The sequence below is a fragment of the uncultured Croceicoccus sp. genome (assembly GCF_947496385.1).
GTDB lineage: Bacteria > Pseudomonadota > Alphaproteobacteria > Sphingomonadales > Sphingomonadaceae > Croceicoccus.
Map to the genome: position 1 here is coordinate 151408 of NZ_CANMCP010000005.1, position 19155 is coordinate 170562.

The window sequence follows — 19155 nt, forward strand, 5'->3', positions numbered from 1 at the left end:
CTGTCCGCCCTGCGCATCAGCATGTGCATAACGCACTTGTGCTGACGCGCAGGTTAAGAACGGATGGCCGTGCCAAAATTATCGTCGCCGCGGCGTTTTGCCGCTCAACTCGGCTTTGTCTCAGCGGCGGTGCCTTCGGCGTCGGTGCGGGATACGAACACCTTGTCGACGATGCCGAATTCCTTCGCCTCGTCCGCTTCGAGGAAGGTATCGCGGTCCATCGCCTTTTCGATCTCGTCGAGCGGACGGCCCGTATATTGCGCGTAAAGGTCATTCATCCGGCGGCGAATACGCAGGATCTCGCGCGCCTGAATCTCGATATCCGACGCCATGCCGCGCGCGCCGCCCGAGGGCTGATGCACCATGATCCGCGCATTGGGGAGCGCGATGCGCATGCCCGGCTCACCCGAGGCGAGCAGGAAGCTGCCCATCGATGCCGCCTGACCGATGCACACCGTGCTGACGCGCGGCTTGATATATTGCATCGTGTCATGGATCGCCATGCCGGCGGTCACGACGCCGCCGGGCGAATTGATGTACATCGAGATGTCCTTGGTGGAATCCTCCGATTCCAGGAACAACAGCTGTGCCACGATGAGCGAGGCCATGTTGTCCTCGACCTGTCCCGTGACGAACACGATCCGTTCGCGCAAAAGGCGGGAGAAGATGTCGAAACTGCGTTCGCCGCGGCTGGTCGATTCGACGACGACAGGCACCAGTGCGCCGGTTTCCGGGTCGATCCGCATGTTTCCGATCATGTCCGTCATGTATTCCTCTGATTTTCCGGTGAAGCGCCTATGTCGGCGCTTGGGACGCCATGTTCAACCCCCCTGATGCGGGGACAGCGGGCGGCACCATCCCGCATAGCCGGCGATTGACGGATGCGCCACCGACGTGGATCAATGCAGGCGATGAAAACGCTCACCCTTGCCGGGCTCGCCGCCCCTCTCGCCCTCCTGTCCGCATGCGCCGCCCCGATGACGGCGGACGCGCCACCCGCCATGCACCACGGCGCCGCGCCCGACGGCGGCGGCGCGGCGGCGGCGCGCCATTATGTCGACCGGATCGCGCGGCTCGACGATGCGGGGCCGATGCTCAATGCGGTCATCGCCCACGACCGCGGCGCGGCGGCGAAGGCGGATGCCCTGCGCGGCACGCCGCTCGCCGGGCGCACCGTGCTGGTGAAGGACAATATCGAGACGCGCGAATGGCCCACCACCGCGGGGAGCGAGGCACTGCGCAGCAACGCGACCGGCCGCGATGCCCCGCTCATCGCCAATCTGCGCGCGGCGGGCGGGCTCGTGCTGGGCAAGACCAACCTGTCCGAATGGGCCAATATCCGCAGCACGCATTCGACCAGCGGGTGGAGCGCGATCGGCGGCCTGACCCGGAACCCGCACGCGACCGACCGCAACAGCTGCGGCTCGTCCTCGGGCAGCGGGGCGGCGGTGGCGGCGGGCCTCGCATGGGCGGCGATCGGCACCGAGACCGACGGGTCGATCACCTGCCCGGCAAGCGTGAACGGCGTCGTCGGGTTCAAGCCCACCGTCGGCATGGTCAGCCGCACCCATGTCATCCCGATCAGCCATTCGCAGGATACCGCGGGCCCGATGGCCCGTTCCGTCGCCGATGCCGCGATGCTGCTCACCGCGATCGCCGGGCCGGACCCGGCGGACCCCGCCACCGCCGAGGCCGCGAGCCATCGCACCGATTTAGCCGCCGGGCTGGATGCATCCTCGCTTCGCGGCGTGCGGATCGGGGTGCTGACGAATCAGGTGGGCGACATTCCCGGCGTCACCGCATTGTTCGAGCAGGCGAAGGCCGATCTCGAGGCGGCGGGCGCCGTCCTCGTGCCCATTGCATACGAACCCGACCCGAAGATGTACGAGGATGAATTCGCCGTCCTGCTGTACGAATTGCGGGAGGATCTGGGCGCCTATCTCGCCGGATCGCCCGCCGATATTCCGATTCGCACGCTCGACGATGCGGTCGCGTTCAACATCGCCCATGCGGATACGGAAATGCGATGGTTCGATCAGGATATCTTCGTAATGGCACAGGATGCCGACGACCCCGCCGCTTACGAAAAGGCGCGTACGAATTCTCTGCGCCTTGCCAAGGACGAGGGGATCGATGCCCTGATGGAGCAGCACGACGTGCGTGTCCTCCTCGCGCCGACGACCGGCCCGGCGTGGCCGAGCGACCTTATTTACGGCGACAATTACCCCGGCGGCGTGGGCGCCGGCAGCCTGGCGGCGATCGCCGGCACGCCGCACCTGACCGTGCCGATGGGCGCGGTCGAAGGGCTTCCCGTGGGCCTGTCCTTCATGGGCGGAAAATGGGCGGACCGCGATGTGCTCGCCATCGGCGCGGCGTATGAACGGGCGCGCACCGCGCCCTTGGCGGTTCCGGATTTCGCCCCCTGGCAGCAATAGATTCGCCCCCTGGCAGCAATAGAAAGGCGCGGCGCCCGGCGGAAGAGATCTCCCGCCGGAACGCCGCGCCTTTGTCGGCCAGGTTCGTGTGAACATGGCCCGGCAACGGTCAAATGCGCGATGTGGCCCCTTTTTCTTCAGGTCGCGAATTCAACCGTCACCGTTTCGATACGACCCTATTTCCGTAGCGGAAAAAGGATTGTGAAGCGGTCCTGTGGCCCGCCCCGGCGATCACGCGCCGGTGCGAGTCTCATCGACGGCCAATAGCGCCGCAACGCCGCTCGTAAAGCCTGCCCGGATTTTTTCGCGAACCGCTGTGGTAAAAACGCCGCTATCCCATTGGGGCAGTGCGAGGCCGACGCAGCCGGACAACGAAAAAGGGGTCGCCGGACATCCGGCAACCCCCTTTCGATCCGCAAGCGGGACTGGCGCCCCGATTCAGGCGTCGTCCTTCTTGGCTGCGGGCTTTTTCGCAGCGGCCTTCTTGGCCGGAGCCTTCTTCTTCGGCGCGGCCTTTTCCGCGTCCTCGTCGGCATCCGCGTCCTTCTTGGCCGGGGCCTTCTTCGTCGCGGCCTTCTTGGCCGGGGCCTTCTTCACAGCTTCGGCATCGCCATCTTCGGCCGCGTCATCGTCGGCTTTCTTGGTGGCGGGCTTCTTCTTGGCCGGGGCCTTCTTCTTGGCGGCGGGCTTCGCCTCTTCACCGTCTTCGGCCTCGATCGCGGCCTGCAATTCCTCGCGCGTGACTTCGCGCTCGGTCACCTCGGCCTTGTCGAAGAGGAAATCGACGACCTTGTCTTCGTAGAGCGGGGCGCGAAGCTGCGCAGCGGCCATCGGTTCCTGCTGAATATACTGCATGAAACGCTGGCGATCCTCGGGGCGGTACTGCTGCGCGGCCTGCTGGATCAGCATGTTCATTTCCTGGCCGCTAACCTCAACATTATTGGCCTGGCCGATTTCGGACAGCAGCAGGCCGAGGCGGACGCGGCGCTCGGCGATCTTGCGGTAATCGTCCTTCTCGCCCTCGATTTCCTTCATCGCGGCTTCGGGATCGTCCTCGCGCGCGGCTTCCTGCTCAAGCTGTGCCCAGATCTGCTGAAACTCGGCGTCGACCATGCTCGGCGGGACGGCGAAATCATGCCCCTCGGCCAGCTGGTCGAGCAGCGCGCGCTTCATCTGCGTGCGGGTCATGCCGTCGGTTTCCTGCTGCAGCTGACCGCGGAGCAGTTCCTTGAGCTTGTCCAGCCCTTCGAGGCCGAGCGACTTTGCGAAATCCTCGTCGATCTTCGTCTCGGTCGGGGTCTTCACCTCCTTGACCGTCACGTCGAAGGTGGTTTCCTTGCCCTTCAGGTTCTCGGCCGGGTAATCGTCCGGGAAGGTGACGGTGATGGTCTTTTCCTCACCGGCCTTCGCCCCGATCAGCTGCTCCTCGAAGCCGGGGATGAACTGACCCGACCCGATTTCCAGGCCGTGATCCTCGCCCTTGCCGCCTTCGAAGGGTTCACCGTCCAGCTTGCCGACGAAATCGATGATGACCTGGTCGCCCTCGGCGGCCTTCTTGGTCTTGGCGGCGGACTTGAAGCTCTTCTGCTGCCCGGCGATACGCTCGAGCGCCTCGTCCATCTGCGCGTCCTCGACCGGCACGACCAGCTTTTCCAGCTTCAGCCCGTCGAGCGAGGGAACCTCGACCTCGGGCAGGACCTCGAGCTCGATCGTCACCTCGGCATCCTTGCCCTGCTCGTAATCCTCGCCCAGCGAGACGCTCGGCTGCATCGCGGGGCGCAGCTTGTTTTCGGCGACGACCTTGTCCACGCTCTCGCGCACGACATTGTTGAGCGCGTCGGCGTGGAGCGCCTCGCCATGCATCTTGCGGACCAGATTGGCGGGCACCTTGCCGGGGCGGAAACCGGGCATCTTCACCTGCGGGGCGATCCGTTTCACCTCGGTATCGACGCGGCCCGAAATCTCGTCGGCGGGGATGGTGACGGTGTATGCGCGGGCCAGGCCCTCGTTCTTGGTTTCGCTAATCTGCATCGTGCTCTCTTTCGAACAGGTCTTGTAAAGCCGGGAGAAACAGCGGGTGCGAAGCGGCGCTTGGGCCTGGTGCGGGCGAAGGGACTCGAACCCCCACATCTTGCGATACCAGGACCTAAACCTGGCGCGTCTACCAATTCCGCCACGCCCGCAGCACACCTCGCTGCCCTACGGCAGGAAATTCGGCTGTGCGCCTCTATCGAAGCCATGAACAAAGAGCAAGCGCGACGGCGCAATTGGATGCGCCGCGCCGGGGCAATCGCGCGACGGGACGGCGGAACGCGTCCGCGGGCCCATGCGTTTCAGTTTCCATGGCTACACGACCCGACATTCCCGCCCCCGACCGCATCGAACCGGCCGCACCGCCCGAAACCCCGGCGACGCCCGATCCGTCGGAAACCCCGTTCCGCGAACCGGACGAGATCACCCCGCCCACGCCCGACCGCGACAATCCGGGGACGCAGCCGCTCGAAACGCCGCCGCCGCCCGACTGATAGGCGGCGCGTCGCGGACTAAGCTGCGAAGAACGCGCGAAGGGCCGCGAACCATCCGCCCGGCGGCGGCGCGGTATCGGCACCGCGCATGGTGGCGGGACAGTCGAGGCAGCGCGCCTCGATCCCCGCCTCGCCCATCAACCTCTGCCCGTCGCGCAGCATGTTGGCGAGCATCGCGTTGCGCCCTGCCGCGACATGCGCGAACAGGTCCGCCCGGCGCACGGTTGCGGCGCTGTCCTCGTCCGGCCCGGCCATCGATGCAAAGATCGCGGTAAAGGGATCGGGCTCCGGGTCGAGGAAATCGTAATGCCAGGCTCCTTCGTCGAGCCCGGCCTTCGCCGCGGCGAAAGCGGCCGCATCGTCGAGCCCGCCGAACCTGTCCACGAGGCCGAGCTGGCGCGCGGTGCCGCCGGCCCACACGCGCCCCTCCGCAATCGGGGCCAGCCGGGCAAGCGGCATGTTCCGCGATTTCGCGACGAGCGACAGGAAACGCGAATACGTCCCCTCGACCTGCGCCTGCAACACCTGCTCCAGTTCGGGCGTGAACCCGCCCAGAACGTCGGGCTGTCCCGACAGCGGCGTGGTCTGCACCCCGTCCGCGTTGACGCTGATCTCGCTGAGCGTACGCTCGAAACTGGGCAGCACGGCAAAGACGCCGATGGAGCCGGTGATCGTGGATGGTTCGGCAAAGATCGCATCGGCCGGGGTGGAGATCCAGTATCCGCCGCTCGCCGCGACATTAGCCATCGACACGACCACGGGGATGCCGCGTGCCTTGTGGCGCAGGATCGCCTGCCGGATTTCCTCGGACGCCAGCACCGACCCGCCCGGCGAATCGACCCGCACGACGAGCGCGGCCAGATCATTGTTTAACGCATCGTCGAGCTGCTCGGCAATGCGCGTGCCCCCGGCAGAGCCCGGTCCGGCGTCGCCATCGACGATCTCGCCCGCCACGGTGATGACGCCGATGGCGCCCCCGCCCGTGGGAAGCGGATTGTTGTCGAGCCAGGTCTGATACCCGCTATGCGCGAAACTGCCGGGTGCGTCTTCGGTGTCGTCGACCCCGACCATTTCGGCGACATGCGCACCGAACGCCGCCCGCGTGCCCAATCTGTCGACCATGCCGGACGCCAGCGCCGCGCGCGCCGGATCGCCGCCCGCCGCACGGATCAGCGCCGCCGGCTCGCGCACCACCGCGTCGATCTGCGCCTTGGGCCGGGCGCGGGTCACGCCTTCGCGATAATTGGTCCAGATCGTGTCGTAGAGCGCGCGAGCCGCCTCCGCCGCGGGTTCGGACTGCTCATTGAGGATATAGGGTTCGACCGCGCTTTTATACGTGCCCACGCGATAGACGTGGACATTGACATTCAGCCGGTCGAGCAGGTCCGCGTAATAGAGATTGGTGCCCCCCGGCCCCGCGACCAACGCGCCGCCGAGCGGGTCGAGCCAGATCTCGCTCGCATGGGCGGCGAGCTGATACGAATCGTCGGCATAGAGGATCGCATGGGTGAGCACCGGCTTGCCGGCGGCGCGCACCTTGTCCATCGCCTCGCCGATGCGTTCCATGTGGACCGGCCCGCCGCCGAGGAAATAATCGAGGTCGAGCACGACCGCCTTGATCCGGTCGTCATCCGCGGCCCCCTCGATCGCGCGCACGACGTCCAATGCGCGGTGCTCGCGGGTCGGCGCGCTGTTCGAAAGGAGCAGCGAGACAGGGTCGATGATCTGCGGTTCCTCAACCACCACCCCGTCGAGCGTCACGAGCAGCGCGCCTTCCTTCACCGCTGCGACGGTGGGCGTGTAGCTGAGCGCGGCATAGAGCAGGCCGAAGAACAGGAGCAGGAGCAACAGCACCAGCCCGTCCTTTATCGCCACCAGCAGTTTCCAGACCTTGCGCGCGAATGCCATGCGGATTGCCTTGATTGTCGTGTCGGTTGTTCGGAACCGTCTCTAGGCGCGGCGATCCGATGCCGCAAATGGGAAAAGCGCACAGCCGCCCGCCACCGCTTGCGCGGCCCATCGCGCCCGGTTAAGCACCGCCCGCGATGAGCGACACCTCCTCCCCCGATCCAGACCGCACCGCCCGCAACGGCGAGGATGCGCCCCATCCGGTATCGGGCCATCGCTATCCCCGCGGCGGCGCGGCGTTTCCGCCCAAGGATCTGGTCGGCATATCCTCGCTCGCCCCGTGGCAGATCCTCTATCTGCTGGACGAGGCGGAGCAATATGTCGCCCTCAACCGGCAGCGGCAGAAGCATGTCGATACGCTGGCCGGGTTGACCATCATCAACGCCTTTTTCGAAAACAGCACGCGCACGCTTCTGTCGTTCGAGATCGCGGGCAAGCGGCTGGGCGCCGATGTCGTCAACATGCATGCCGCCACGAGCAGCGTGAAAAAGGGCGAGACGCTGATCGACACGGCGACCACGCTCAACGCCATGCGCGCCGATGCCATCGTCATCCGCCATGCCAGCTCCGGCGCGGTGCAGCTCATCGCCGACAAGGTGGCGTGCCCCGTGCTGAACGCTGGGGACGGGCGGCACGAGCACCCGACGCAGGCGCTGCTCGATGCGCTGACCATGCGCGGGTGGATGCGCGGGCGGGGACAGGCAGAGTTTGCAGGGCTCAAGGTCGCGATCTGCGGCGATATATTGCACAGCCGGGTCGCGCGTTCGAACATGTTGCTGCTCTCGGCGCTGGGCGCGGAGATCCGGGTCTGCGCGCCGCCCGCGTTGATGCCGCACGCGGTGGAGCGGATGCGGGTCACGCCCTTTACCGATTTCGACGCGGCGATCGACGGCGTCGACGTGGTCATGATGCTTCGCCTGCAACAGGAACGCATGGCCGGGCCGTTCATCCCCTCAGAGCGCGAATATCGCCATCTCTTCGGCCTGACCCGCGAACGGTTGCGCCGCGCGGCGCCCCATGCGCTGATCATGCATCCCGGCCCGATGAACCGCGGGGTGGAGATCGACAGCGACGTCGCCGACATGGTCGAACGCTCCGCCATCACGACGCAGGTGGAAATGGGCGTGGCGATCCGCATGGCCTGTCTCGACGTGCTGACCCGCCGGGCGCGCGGCGTCGCCGGGTGGGAGAACGCGGCATGAAACCTGCGCAGCCGCTCTATATCGCCAATGGCCGCCTGCTGACGGGCGATGGCCCGCCGCGCGACGGCGCCCTCCGGTGCGAAGGCGACCGCATCGTCGCGGTGGGCGATATTTCACCGTGCGAGGGCGACCGGATCGTCAATGCAAAGGGCCGCATCGTCATGCCGGGCCTCGTCGACCTCGGCGTGTTCGAGATCGACAAGCCCGCCTTTCATTTCGGCGGCATCACCCGTGCCGCGGTCATGCCCGACCAGTCGCCCCCGCTCGATTACCCGGCCCGCGTCCGTTTCGCGGCGAGCTATGGAAAACCGGACCTGTGGGTCCACCCCATCTGCGCCGCGACCCGTGCGCTGGCCGGCACGGAACTGGCCGAAATGGCATTGATGAAGGAGGCGGGCGCGCGTGCCGTCGCGACCGGCCGCCGCTGGATCCAGGATAGCGGCGTGATGCTGCGCGTGCTGCAATATGCCGCGATGCTCGACCTTCCCGTGATCGCCCATGCCGAGGATGCCGCCCTTGCCGGCGACGCGGTGGCGACGGCAGGCGAAATGGCGACCCGGCTCGGCCTGTCCAGCGCGCCGAGCGAGGCCGAAACGCTCGCCATCGCGCGCGATCTGGCGCTGGCGGAGATGAGCGGCGCGCATCTCCATTTCCGGCAGGTGACGACGGCGGGCGGACTGACCCTCGTGCGGGAGGCGAAGCGGCGCGGAATGCGCGTGACCTGCGGCGTGACGCCGGCGCATTTCATGCTGTCCGATATTGCGGTCGCCGATTTTCGCACCTTTGCCCGGCTGTCGCCGCCGCTCCGCACCGAGGATGACCGGCAGGCGGTGCGCGCCGCGCTGGCCGACGGGACCATCGATGTCGTCGCATCGGGGCATGATCCGCGCGGGCCGGAGGACAAGCGCCTCCCCTTCGCCGATGCGGCGCCCGGAATGGCGGGGGCGGAAACGCTGCTGCCGCTGACGCTGGCGCTGGTCCGCGATGGGGTGATCGACATGGGCCGGGCGTGCGAATTGCTGTGCCGCAATCCTGCGCGGATCCTGAACGTGGATGCCGGGATGCTCGCGCCGGGATACGAGGCCGACATCGCCATCGTCGATGCCGACCGCCCGTGGATCGTCGATTCCGATCGCATGGCCGCGCAGGCCGGCAATACGCCCTTCGACAAGCAACCGGTGCAGGGCCGCGCCATCGCTTTGTTCAAGGGCGGGACGGACGTCTCGCACTAAGGCAGCGCGGGCTTACCCCTCTCGGGCGAGCATGACCGGCGCGTGCACCATGCGCAGGACCGACGTCGTGGTCGACCCGACGATGAGCTGCCGCAGCGGCGAATGGCCGTAGGCGCCCATGACGAGCATCGCGCCCGGCGTATCCTTCACCACCTCGGCGATGACCTGATCCGCCTTGCCCTGCCGGTGCACGGCGGTGACCTCGAACTGCTCCCGCAGGCGTTCCACGCCCAGCGTCAGCACGTCGCGGTGCGTCCGGTCATCCGCGCCGACGATCACGATGGTCACCGGCAGGCCGGCATAGACGGGCGACTGACACAGCCGGTTCACGGCATGGCGGGAGGCCTTGCTGCCATCGAACGCCACGATCAGCGAGGTCGGCGGCGCGGCCTCCCGGTTGGCGACGAGCACGGGCCGGCTGCTCGCCCTGACGACGCGCTCCACCTTGGACCCCAGATGCTCGCGCGCGAAACCGTGGCTCGCGCCGCGCTTGCCGATGATGACGGTGCGGGCATGTTCCTCCCGCTCGATCACGTTTTCGACGATGCCGCCATGCCGGTGAAGCAGGCGCACCGCCGGTGCCCCCTCCTCGATCGCGACGTCGTGCGCGGCCTTGAGCAGCGCGCGCCCGCGCTCCACCTCGAGCCGGGCGGATTTCTCCTCCAGCTCGGTCAGCTCTTCGAGCAGGTCGCCCTTCACGCCGAGGCCGATCGCCCCCGACAGATCATGCCGCTGAGTCACCGCGTCCTTGCGCTGCACCACGTGGAGGATCTCCACCGGGAGATCGAGCCGCCGAGCCGCCCACGACGCCAGCCGCACGACCGGCGCGGCGTAGGGGGAGCTGTCGATGCACGCGAGCACGCATTCGTCCTCGTGGGCGGTATCCATGTCGGTCATCAATGCGCTCCTGCGGCGGGGACGGCGTCCGGCTTGTCATGCGTGCCGTATTTTTCGATCATGCGGGCGCTTTCGGCATTCAGCCCGACAATATCCACGTGGGTGCCTTCGCGCCGGAAACGGTGCACCACCTTGTCGAGCACGCCGATCCCGGTGATGTCCCAGAAATGCGCGGCCGACACGTCGAGCGTGACGCGGTCCGTCACCTCGCGGAAATCGAAGGACGAGAGGAACCGGTCCGAACTGGCGAAGAACACCTGCCCCGCAATGCGATAACGGCGGTGGCGCGTGTCCTCGTCGAACTCGCTCGTCACCTCGAACAGGCGGGTCACCTTGCCGGCAAAGAACAGGCCCGACAGGATCACGCCCGCCAGCACGCCCTGCGCCAGATCGTGCGTCCATACCACGACGATCACGGTGACCAGCATGACCACGCTTGATTGCCACGGATTGTATCGCACGTCGCGGATGGACCGCCAGCTGAACGTGCCGATCGATACCATGATCATCACCGCGACGAGGCTGGGCATCGGGATTTGCGCAACGAGCGGGCCAAGCACGAGGATGAGGAACAGCAGCGCCACGCCGGCCGTCAGCGTCGACAGGCGCGTCGACCCGCCCGATTTCACGTTGATCACCGATTGCCCGATCATCGCGCAGCCGCCCATCCCGCCGAAAAAGCCGGTGATGAAATTGGCGATGCCCTGCCCGCGCATCTCGCGCCTTTTATCGGAGCCGGTATCGGTAAGCTCGTCCACGATCTGCGCCGTGAGCATCGATTCCAGGAGGCCCACCGCCGCCATCGTCGCCGCATAGGGCGCGATGATGAGCAGCGTTTCCAGCGTGAACGGCACGTCCGGCAAGGCAAGGAACGGCAGCGTTTCGGGAAGGCGCCCCATGTCGCCGACCGAATTGACCGCGACCCCGCTATAGATCGCGAAGGCGGTGAGCACCACGATCGCCACCAGCGGCGAGGGCACCGCACGCGTCAGCAGGGGGAACAGGTAGATGATGGCAAGCCCCGCCGCCACCATCGCATAGGTTTCCCACCCCATCCCGATCAATTGCGGCAATTGCGCGATGAAGATCAGGATCGCGAGTGCGTTGACGAACCCCGTCACCACCGATTTCGACACATATTGCATCAGCAGGTCGAGCCGGAGCAGCCCCGCGATCACCTGTATGATGCCCATCAAAATCGTCGCCGCGAAGAGGTAGCCGACCCCGTAATCGCGCACCAGCGGCAGCACCACAACCGCCACCGCCGCCGTCGCCGCCGAAATCATGCCCGGCCGCCCGCCGGTAAACGCGATGATCACCGCGATGGTGAAACTCGCATACAGGCCCACGCGCGGGTCCACCCCGGCGATGATCGAAAAGCCGATCGCCTCCGGTATCAGCGCAAGCGCCACCACCAGCCCGGCGAGCAGGTCATTGCGCGGAGAGGACAGCCATTCGCGGCGAATGGCGTTGAACGAAGGCATGCTGGAACCCTTGAAACGGTTTGGAAAAAACAGGGCAAATGGCCGGGTGGGTCACCAATGTTGCCCCGGCCCATGGATCACGCGTAGCGATGCAGGCCCGATGCTGCAAGTGCGAGGGGGTCAGTCGGCGGGCGTATCGATGAGGGTTGCCCCATTATCGGTCGGAACGGTCCAGATCGCGACATTGACCATGAGCGCGAAGGCGAGGATCGTCATCAATCCGGCGCGGTTGCGATCCCCGCGGCGCCACGCGACGAACGCGCCGAACACGAACACCGCGGCGGCAAGCACGAGAATGGACAGCACGAGGTCGGTCATCGCCCTTTCCTAACGGCTGAGCCCGGCGATGCAATATCGCGCGGTCGCCTGCGGGAACGCTTTGCCATATCCGGACGCTTTGGCCGGGTAATGCCCGCCGGCCCCTCCGGCGGCGCGAGAGGAGACAGCGATGAGCATATTCGGCAAGCTGAAAGACGCGATCCTGGGCGACAGGAAAGAGGAAGCCCGGCCCGCACCGCCGGCACAGGACAAGGGAAGCTTCGGCAAGCCGCTGGGCGGCGCGGGAACGGCATCGGCGGGCCGGCCGGCACCAACGCCCGCGCCCGCACCCGCCCGGGCCGCCTCGATCGATTCGGTCGATGTCGAGCGCCGCCTCGATGCGCGGCCGGGCGCGGACAATCTCAACTGGCGCACGTCGATCGTCGACCTGATGAAGCTCGTCGGCGTCGACAGCAGCTATGACAATCGCAAGGAACTGGCGCAGGAACTCGGCCGGAGCGATTATGCGGGTTCGGCGGAAGACAATATCTGGCTGCACAAGGCGACCATGCGGCAGATCGCGCAGAACGGCGGGCGCGTGCCGGCCTCGATGACGGACTGAGGGCAGACACCCGAAACGAAAACGTCCCCGGACGCGCATCGGCGGCCGGGGGCGTTTCGCATGGCGGAATGCGGGAATTACGCGACGCTGGGCGCGGCCTTGCGGACGCCTTCATCGACATGCGCCTCGAACTCGGCGAAATTGTCGACGAACAGCTGCACCAGCTTTTGTGCAGTGCGGTCGTATTCCTCCTTGTCGTCCCAGGTCGAACGCGGGTCGAGAATGGCGCTGTCGACGCCGTTCACCGCGACGGGCACCTCGAATCCGAAATTCGGATCCTTGCGGAATTCCGCATCGTTGAGCGAACCGTCGAGCGCGGCATTGAGCAGGGCGCGCGTCGCCTTGATCGGCATGCGGCTTCCGGTGCCATACTTGCCGCCGGTCCAGCCGGTGTTGACGAGCCAACACGACACGCCGCCCTTCGCGATGCGTTCCTTGAGAAGATTGCCGTAGACCGAGGGATGGCGCGGCATAAACGGCGCGCCGAAACAGGTGGAGAACGTCGCTTCCGGCTCGGTCACGCCGATCTCGGTCCCGGCCACCTTCGCGGTATAGCCCGAGAGGAAATGATACATCGCCTGATCCGGGGTGAGCCGCGAAATCGGGGGCAGCACGCCAAACGCATCGGCGGTCAGCATGATGACGTTCGACGGCACCGGCCCCATGTTCTCGTCCGAGGTGTTGGGGATCGATTCCAGCGGATAGGCACCGCGCGTATTTTCCGCGAGCGAGTTGTCGTCGAAATCGAGATTGCCGTTTTCGTCCATCACCACGTTTTCGAGCACGGTGCCGTGCATCTTCGTCGTGGCGAAGATTTCGGGCTCGGCCTCTTCGGACAGGCGGATCATCTTGGCATAGCAGCCGCCCTCGAAATTGAAGACCGCCGTGTCGGACCAGCCATGTTCGTCATCGCCGATCAACGTGCGGCTGGCGTCGGCGGACAGTGTCGTCTTGCCCGTGCCGGACAGGCCGAAGAACACCGCCGTTTCCCCGTCGGGCCCGATATTGGCCGAACAATGCATCGGCATCACGCCCTTGGGCGGGAGGAGATAGTTGAGGATGCCGAACACGCTCTTCTTCATCTCGCCCGCATATTTGGTCCCGCCGATCAGGATGAGCTTTTCGGTGAGGTTCACGGCGACGACGGTTTCGCTGCGCGTGCCGTGGCGTTCGGGATCGGCGCGAAAACTGGGCAGGTCGATGATGGTGTATTCGGGATCGAACCCGTCAAGCTCGCCTTCCGTCGGGCGGACCAGCAGGGTGCGGATGAACAGATTGTGCCAGGCCAACTCGTTCACGACGCGCACGTTGACGCGGTGTTCGGGCTGCGACCCGCCGAACAGGTCGGCGACATAGAGCGTGTCCTTGCCCGCGAGCGCCTCGAGGAAATCGGCCTTGAGCGCGGCGAAATGGTCGGGCGTCATGGGCACGTTGGTCTTACCCCACCAGATCGTGTCCTCGGTCGTGGCATCGCGGACGATGAACTTGTCCTTGGCCGAACGGCCGGTGTGCTTGCCGGTTTCCACGACGAGCGGACCGCTGGCGGCCAGCTTGCCCTCATCGTTCTTCAGCGCGTGTTCGACGAGATCGTCGGTACCGAGATTGCCATGGATTGTGGCGGACGTCTCGAATTTCAAAGGGGTGCTCAGCGACACGGGCATTCTCCTGACGGGGCCCTCGTTCGGCAAACCGCACCACGCGGCAGGAGGGCAAATTGCACGGCGGCAAATGAACTAGGCCGCGAACCCACCCGGCCTGCAGAGCGATGGAACTGCCCCTTGCGAAACGCGACCCCCGACTGGATTCGCCTAGCGCATAGCCGCGGGGGCGCGGTCCGTCAAACGTCACGCGACACAGGGTGAATGACGCCGATTTATGCGATAAATGAGCCGGATTTGGCCTGTCTCGGCCCACCGGGAGAATGCGGCGACCGCGCCGAAATTCGGACCATTGGCACTTGGCCATGCCGGGGCCATATTGCATGGACGTGCGAGAGGGTTGCAGCCCGCCCGCGAACCGCATAACCGAAAGCCGCACCGCAATGACGCAGACGATTGCCCTGGTCGATGACGACCGTAATATATTGACCGGCCTGTCGATCGCATTGAAGGCCGAGGGGTTCGACACGCGCGTCTATCCCGACGGGTCCGCCGCGCTGGAGGCGCTGCTCGACAATCCGCCCGACCTTGCCGTGTGCGACATCAAGATGCCGCGCATGGACGGGCTGGAACTGCTGCGCCAGCTGCGCGAGCGTTCGTCCCTGCCGGTGATCTTCCTCACGTCGAAGACGGGCGAGGAGGACGAGGCGCTCGGCCTGTCGATCGGCGCGGACGATTATATCGCGAAACCGTTCTCGCAGGCGCTGCTCATCGCGCGCATCCGTGCCCTGCTCCGGCGCGAGGAACTCGTCCGCGCGCGTGTCGCCGGGGAGGCGGGCGAAACCGCGGCCGAAACGATGGAGCGCGGGCGGCTCGTACTCGAACCCGAACGGCACCGGGTGACATGGGACGGGGCGCCGGTGTCGCTCACCGTCACGGAATTCCTCATCCTGGAGGCGCTGGCGCAGCGGCCCGGCGTGGTGAAGACCCGCGATCAGCTGATGGATGCGGCGTACAAGGACGACGTCTTCGTCGACGATCGCACCATCGACAGCCATATCAAGCGTCTGCGCCGCAAGTTCCGGCAGGTCGATGGCGATTTCAACGGCATCACCACGCTTTACGGCGCAGGCTACAGCTTTGCCGGCGACTGAGACCACCGAAGATCTCGCCGCCCGCCCGGCGGAGGATATTCCCGACCGCCTGTTCTGGACCCGGCGCTTTTCCCTCACCACGCGTATCCTCGCGGTGAACGTGCTGATCGTGGCGTTGCTGGCGGGCGGGCTGTTCTTTCTCGACACCTATCGCAAGCAGCTCATTGCCGAGCGGTTCAAGCTCGCACGCTCTGAAGTCGAGATCATCGGCAACGCGCTCGCCGAGGCGCCGTCGAGCGAGCATGCCGCCCTGCTCGCCCGGATCGGCGCGGAGCAGGAGCTGCGCCTGCGCACCTTCGGCGCCCTCGGCCGGCTACAGACCGACAGCTTCGTCGTGGGCGAGCCCAGCTTTACCTTTGCCGAGGACAGCGACGAGGCGTTTTCGGCCCGCGTCGCGCAATGGATGGACCGCACGGTCGATTTCCTCGTCGGGGCACCGCCGGTACCGCCCTATTACCCCGCCGCCGACCGGCCCGACATGAACAACCCCGCGACGAAGCCCGAATTTCCCGAGATCTTCGTCGCGGAGCAGGCCGGGTCCGGGACGGTGATGCTGCGCTATGCGCCCGACCGCACGCCGGTGATCACCGCCGCCGCGCCCTATGGGCCGCAGGGCGAAACGCTGCTTTCGGTGCGCAATGCGTCCGACATCACGCAATCCGTGCGCGCCGCGCGGCAGACGCTGCTCGTGTTGCTCGCGCTGTCCATTCTCGCATCGGTGCAGTTGTCGCTGTTCCTCGCGCGGACCATCGTGCAGCCATTGCGCATGCTGGCGCGGGCGGCGGCGCGGGTGAGACTTGGCCGCGACCGGGAGGTGGTCGTGCCCCGCCTGCCCGAACGCGGGGACGAGATCGGCATGCTGGCCCGCGCGCTGTCCGACATGACGAGCGCGCTGCGCGAAAGGATCGACGCGGGCGAGGCCTTTGCCGCCGATGTCAGCCACGAGCTGAAAAATCCGCTCGCCTCGCTGCGATCCGCGCTGGAGACGATGGACAATATCGACGATCCGGACCTGCGCGCGCAATTGCTCGACCTCGCGCATCAGGACGTGCGGCGCATCGACCGGCTGATCACCGAAATCGCGGATGCGAGCCGCGTCGACGCGGAATTGAGCCGCGCGACATTCGTGCCGGTCGACCTGTTCGCCCTCGCCGAAGGGGTGCTGGGCGGGCGCACCGCAGCCTCGCGCATCGGCGAGGAACGGCATCTCAGCTTCGAGGTGGAAAGCGCACCGACCAGCGCCACGATGGTCATGGGCGATCCCGCCCGGCTGGAACGGGTGGTCGAAAATCTCGTCGACAACGCGGCGAGCTTCTCCCCGCCCGAAGGCCGCGTCGTCATCCGTTTCGCCGAACGCGCCGACATGGTGGAAATGACCGTCACGGACGACGGCCCCGGCGTCGCGCCCGAAAACCGCGAGCGCATTTTCGAACGCTTCCACTCCGACCGTCCGGGCGAGGAACATTTCGGCAAGCACAGCGGGCTCGGCCTTGCCATCGCGCGGTCCATCGTGCGCGGACATGACGGGACCCTACAGGTGCAGGGGCGCGACGATGGCGAGAGCGGCGCGGTGATGGCCATCGTCCTGCCCGCGCTGAACCCCGAATGAGTGCGCAGCGACACGGCCTCGCGCATCAGGCGAGCGTGGTCGCCATCGCGGGGCGCGCCATCATGATCGAGGGCGCGCCGGGCACCGGGAAAAGCGCGCTCGCCCATGCGCTGATCGACCGGGGGGCCGCGCTCATCGGGGACGATGGGGTGATGCTCGATGTGCGCGAGGGGCGTTTATGGGCCGCGCCCCATCCCGCCACGCGCGGCCTGTTCGAGATCCGCAATGTCGGAATCGTGACGATGCCGGTGGTATCCGCGCCGGTCGCGCTCGTGCTGATCCTCGCCGGCGATGCGCCCCGCTATGTCGAAGCGGCGGCACGGGTCGTGCGTGGCGGGTGCGACATCCCTGCCCTCACCCTGTTCGCGGATACGCCTGCGCTGCCACTCCGCGCGGAGGCCGCGCTGACCCTTCACGGCTTGGGATGAGAGGCGAAAAGCGCCCCTTTATCGGACGGATTTGCGACAAATCCTTGCATGCTGCTTGTGCGAAGCCATAGCTCGTCCGACATGACCAGCGATTCGCCCGAAAACCCGACCCGATTGCTGATGGTCACCGGCATGCTTGGCGCGGGCAAGACGACCGCGCTGCGTGCGCTGGAGGATCTGGGCTGGGAGCCGGTCGACAATTTTCCGATCCGCATGCTGCCCATTTTGATGGAGACGGAGCGCGGGCTCGGCCATGCGAGCGAGGACGGCCCGCCGCCGCCGCTCGCCATCGGATTTGACGCCCGCACGCGCGGTTTCGACCCGCTCGCGATCATCGGCGACGCGCGCGCGCTGGCCGAGAAAAAATCGGTCGAGGTGACGAGCCTGTTCCTCGATTGCAGCTCGAACGAGCTGGAGCGCCGCTATAACGAGACGCGGCGCCGCCACCCGCTCGCCAGCGATCGCCCGCTCGCCGCCGGGATCGCGGCAGAGCGCGAATTGCTCGCCCCGCTGGCACGATGGGCCGATGTCGTCGTGACGACCACCGCATTCTCGACACAGGATCTGCAACAGACCTTGCGCGAATTGTTCGCGCCCAGCGCGCCGCAATCCATGACCGTCACGATCAGCAGCTTCGGCTTTTCGCGCGGCATGCCGCCGATTGCCGATCTGGTGTTCGACATGCGCTTTCTCGACAATCCGCACTGGGTCGATGCGCTGCGCCCGCTTACGGGGCGCGACCCGGCGGTGGCCGACCATATCGCGCGCGATCCAGCGTGGGACGATGCCTTCACCCGCATTCGCGATCTCGTCCTCTCGCTGCTCCCCCGATACGAGGCGCAGGGAAAAAGCTACGTCAATATCGCCTTTGGCTGCACCGGCGGGCGGCATCGCTCGGTATTTTCGGCCGAAATGCTCAATACCGCGCTCACCCGCGCAGGCTATGCACCGGTTTTGCTGCACCGCAACCTTGACTCAGGCGCCAACGATCTGGTCGAAGGCGCCGCGAAAAGCTGATGCGCACCAATATGTCCGGGTCGAGAATTGTTAAGGATGGTGCGTGCATACCCATGCGGTGCTACGAAGGAATGACATGATCGGCCTCATTCTTGTGACTCATGGCGAGCTGGCCCGCGAATTCGTCGCCGCGATGGAGCATGTCGTCGGCCCGCAGGCGGATATCGTGCCCATCTGCATCGGCCCGAACGACGACATGGAGATGCGCCGCGACGAGATCCGCAACGCCATCGCCGCGGTCGACAGCGGGCGCGGCGTCATCATCCTGACCGATCTGTTCGGCGGAACGCCGTCGAATCTCGCGATCTCGCTGCTGCGCGCGGGCGAGGTCGAGGTGATCGCCGGGATCAACCTGCCGATGCTGATCCGGCTGGCCGGTGCGCGCAAGCAGATGGGCGTGGGCGACGCGGTCGGCGCCGCGCGCGAGGCCGGACGCAATTACATCACCATCGCCTCCGAATTTCTGGGTCAGGACGTATGACGGGCGACGCCGAGACCCTGTCCCGCCGCGTCACCATCGCCAATCAGCGCGGCCTCCACGCGCGGGCCAGCGCGAAATTCGTCGAGATGGTGCAGCAATACGCCCCCGACACGCAGGTCCGTGTCGCCAAGGACGGGAACGAGGCGGCGGGCGGATCGATTCTCGGCCTGATGATGCTGGGTGCCGCGCGCGGTGACGAGATCGAGATCCGCACGCGCGGCGAACGGGCGGACGATGCGCTCGACGCGCTCTGCACGCTCGTCGACGACCGGTTCGGAGAGGATTGAGCGCGACGCGCCTCATCG

The 19155-nt window shown here is 66.5% G+C and carries 18 protein-coding genes and 1 tRNA gene; 11 read left to right on the top strand and 8 right to left on the bottom strand.

Annotated features, from left to right (window positions below):
• Window positions 1-104: 104 nt before the first annotated feature.
• Window positions 105-767: an ATP-dependent Clp endopeptidase proteolytic subunit ClpP gene (gene clpP / locus Q0897_RS10070; protein ID WP_299309262.1), complete on the bottom strand. Its 663-nt coding sequence runs from the start codon at window positions 765-767 to the stop codon at window positions 105-107.
• A 144-nt stretch (window positions 768-911) separates the two neighbouring features.
• Here clpP and Q0897_RS10075 point away from each other — a divergent pair, with 144 nt between their 5' ends.
• Complete coding sequence (locus Q0897_RS10075; RefSeq protein WP_299309264.1) at window positions 912-2435, top strand: amidase; 1524 nt, start codon at window positions 912-914, stop codon at window positions 2433-2435.
• A 438-nt stretch (window positions 2436-2873) separates the two neighbouring features.
• On the opposite strand, the gene tig is transcribed toward Q0897_RS10075, so the two are convergent.
• Window positions 2874-4466: a trigger factor gene (tig, locus tag Q0897_RS10080; protein ID WP_299309266.1), complete on the bottom strand. Its 1593-nt coding sequence runs from the start codon at window positions 4464-4466 to the stop codon at window positions 2874-2876.
• A gap of 67 nt (window positions 4467-4533) precedes the next feature.
• A tRNA-Leu gene (locus Q0897_RS10085) sits at window positions 4534-4618 on the bottom strand.
• Between the two features lie 159 nt (window positions 4619-4777).
• On the opposite strand from Q0897_RS10085, the gene Q0897_RS10090 reads away from it, so the two are divergent.
• Complete coding sequence (locus Q0897_RS10090; RefSeq protein WP_299309268.1) at window positions 4778-4960, top strand: hypothetical protein; 183 nt, start codon at window positions 4778-4780, stop codon at window positions 4958-4960.
• Window positions 4961-4978: 18 nt separating this feature from the next.
• Here Q0897_RS10090 and sppA read toward each other — a convergent pair whose 3' ends face one another.
• A complete protein-coding gene (sppA, locus tag Q0897_RS10095; protein WP_299309270.1) occupies window positions 4979-6868 on the bottom strand; it encodes a signal peptide peptidase SppA in 1890 nt (629 codons plus the stop codon).
• Window positions 6869-7005: 137 nt separating this feature from the next.
• Here sppA and Q0897_RS10100 point away from each other — a divergent pair, with 137 nt between their 5' ends.
• Window positions 7006-8070 (top strand): aspartate carbamoyltransferase catalytic subunit, encoded by a 1065-nt coding sequence (locus Q0897_RS10100; RefSeq protein ID WP_299309271.1) that lies wholly within the window; start codon window positions 7006-7008, stop codon window positions 8068-8070.
• Window positions 8067-9302 (top strand): dihydroorotase, encoded by a 1236-nt coding sequence (locus tag Q0897_RS10105; RefSeq protein ID WP_299309273.1) that lies wholly within the window; start codon window positions 8067-8069, stop codon window positions 9300-9302. The genes Q0897_RS10100 and Q0897_RS10105 overlap by 4 nt, the downstream gene beginning before the upstream one ends.
• A gap of 12 nt (window positions 9303-9314) precedes the next feature.
• Here Q0897_RS10105 and Q0897_RS10110 read toward each other — a convergent pair whose 3' ends face one another.
• From Q0897_RS10110 to Q0897_RS10120, 3 genes are all read right to left on the bottom strand, one after another.
• Window positions 9315-10199: a universal stress protein gene (locus tag Q0897_RS10110; RefSeq protein WP_299309274.1), complete on the bottom strand. Its 885-nt coding sequence runs from the start codon at window positions 10197-10199 to the stop codon at window positions 9315-9317.
• Entirely contained in the window at window positions 10199-11683 is a 1485-nt protein-coding gene (locus tag Q0897_RS10115; protein WP_299309275.1) for a SulP family inorganic anion transporter, read from the bottom strand. Before Q0897_RS10115 ends, Q0897_RS10110 begins: the two co-directional genes overlap by 1 nt.
• 120 nt (window positions 11684-11803) lie before the next feature.
• Complete coding sequence (locus Q0897_RS10120; protein ID WP_299309277.1) at window positions 11804-12001, bottom strand: hypothetical protein; 198 nt, start codon at window positions 11999-12001, stop codon at window positions 11804-11806.
• 130 nt (window positions 12002-12131) lie between these two features.
• On the opposite strand from Q0897_RS10120, the gene Q0897_RS10125 reads away from it, so the two are divergent.
• Window positions 12132-12563 carry a DUF3597 domain-containing protein gene (locus Q0897_RS10125; protein ID WP_299309278.1) on the top strand — a complete coding sequence of 144 codons (432 nt, stop codon included), beginning with the start codon at window positions 12132-12134 and terminating at the stop codon, window positions 12561-12563.
• 77 nt (window positions 12564-12640) lie between these two features.
• Here Q0897_RS10125 and Q0897_RS10130 read toward each other — a convergent pair whose 3' ends face one another.
• Window positions 12641-14224, bottom strand: coding sequence for a phosphoenolpyruvate carboxykinase (locus Q0897_RS10130; protein WP_299309279.1), 1584 nt, complete (start codon window positions 14222-14224; stop codon window positions 12641-12643).
• 380 nt (window positions 14225-14604) lie between these two features.
• Here Q0897_RS10130 and Q0897_RS10135 point away from each other — a divergent pair, with 380 nt between their 5' ends.
• The 6 genes from Q0897_RS10135 (at window position 14605) to Q0897_RS10160 (ending at window position 19137) form a co-directional block, all read left to right on the top strand.
• On the top strand, window positions 14605-15315 hold the full coding sequence (locus Q0897_RS10135; protein WP_299309280.1) for a response regulator transcription factor: 711 nt from the start codon (window positions 14605-14607) through the stop codon (window positions 15313-15315).
• On the top strand, window positions 15302-16924 hold the full coding sequence (locus Q0897_RS10140; RefSeq protein ID WP_299309281.1) for an ATP-binding protein: 1623 nt from the start codon (window positions 15302-15304) through the stop codon (window positions 16922-16924). Before Q0897_RS10135 ends, Q0897_RS10140 begins: the two co-directional genes overlap by 14 nt.
• The gene (locus Q0897_RS10145; protein WP_299309282.1) at window positions 16921-17352 is read left to right on the top strand and encodes a serine kinase; all 432 of its coding nucleotides are present in this window, start codon (window positions 16921-16923) and stop codon (window positions 17350-17352) included. The genes Q0897_RS10140 and Q0897_RS10145 overlap by 4 nt, the downstream gene beginning before the upstream one ends.
• An 81-nt stretch (window positions 17353-17433) precedes the next feature.
• The gene (rapZ, locus tag Q0897_RS10150) at window positions 17434-18369 is read left to right on the top strand and encodes an RNase adapter RapZ (RefSeq protein WP_299309283.1); all 936 of its coding nucleotides are present in this window, start codon (window positions 17434-17436) and stop codon (window positions 18367-18369) included.
• Between the two features lie 76 nt (window positions 18370-18445).
• Window positions 18446-18850 carry a PTS sugar transporter subunit IIA gene (locus Q0897_RS10155; protein ID WP_202086057.1) on the top strand — a complete coding sequence of 135 codons (405 nt, stop codon included), beginning with the start codon at window positions 18446-18448 and terminating at the stop codon, window positions 18848-18850.
• Window positions 18847-19137, top strand: coding sequence for an HPr family phosphocarrier protein (locus tag Q0897_RS10160; protein ID WP_299309284.1), 291 nt, complete (start codon window positions 18847-18849; stop codon window positions 19135-19137). Before Q0897_RS10155 ends, Q0897_RS10160 begins: the two co-directional genes overlap by 4 nt.
• Window positions 19138-19155 lie beyond the last annotated feature (18 nt).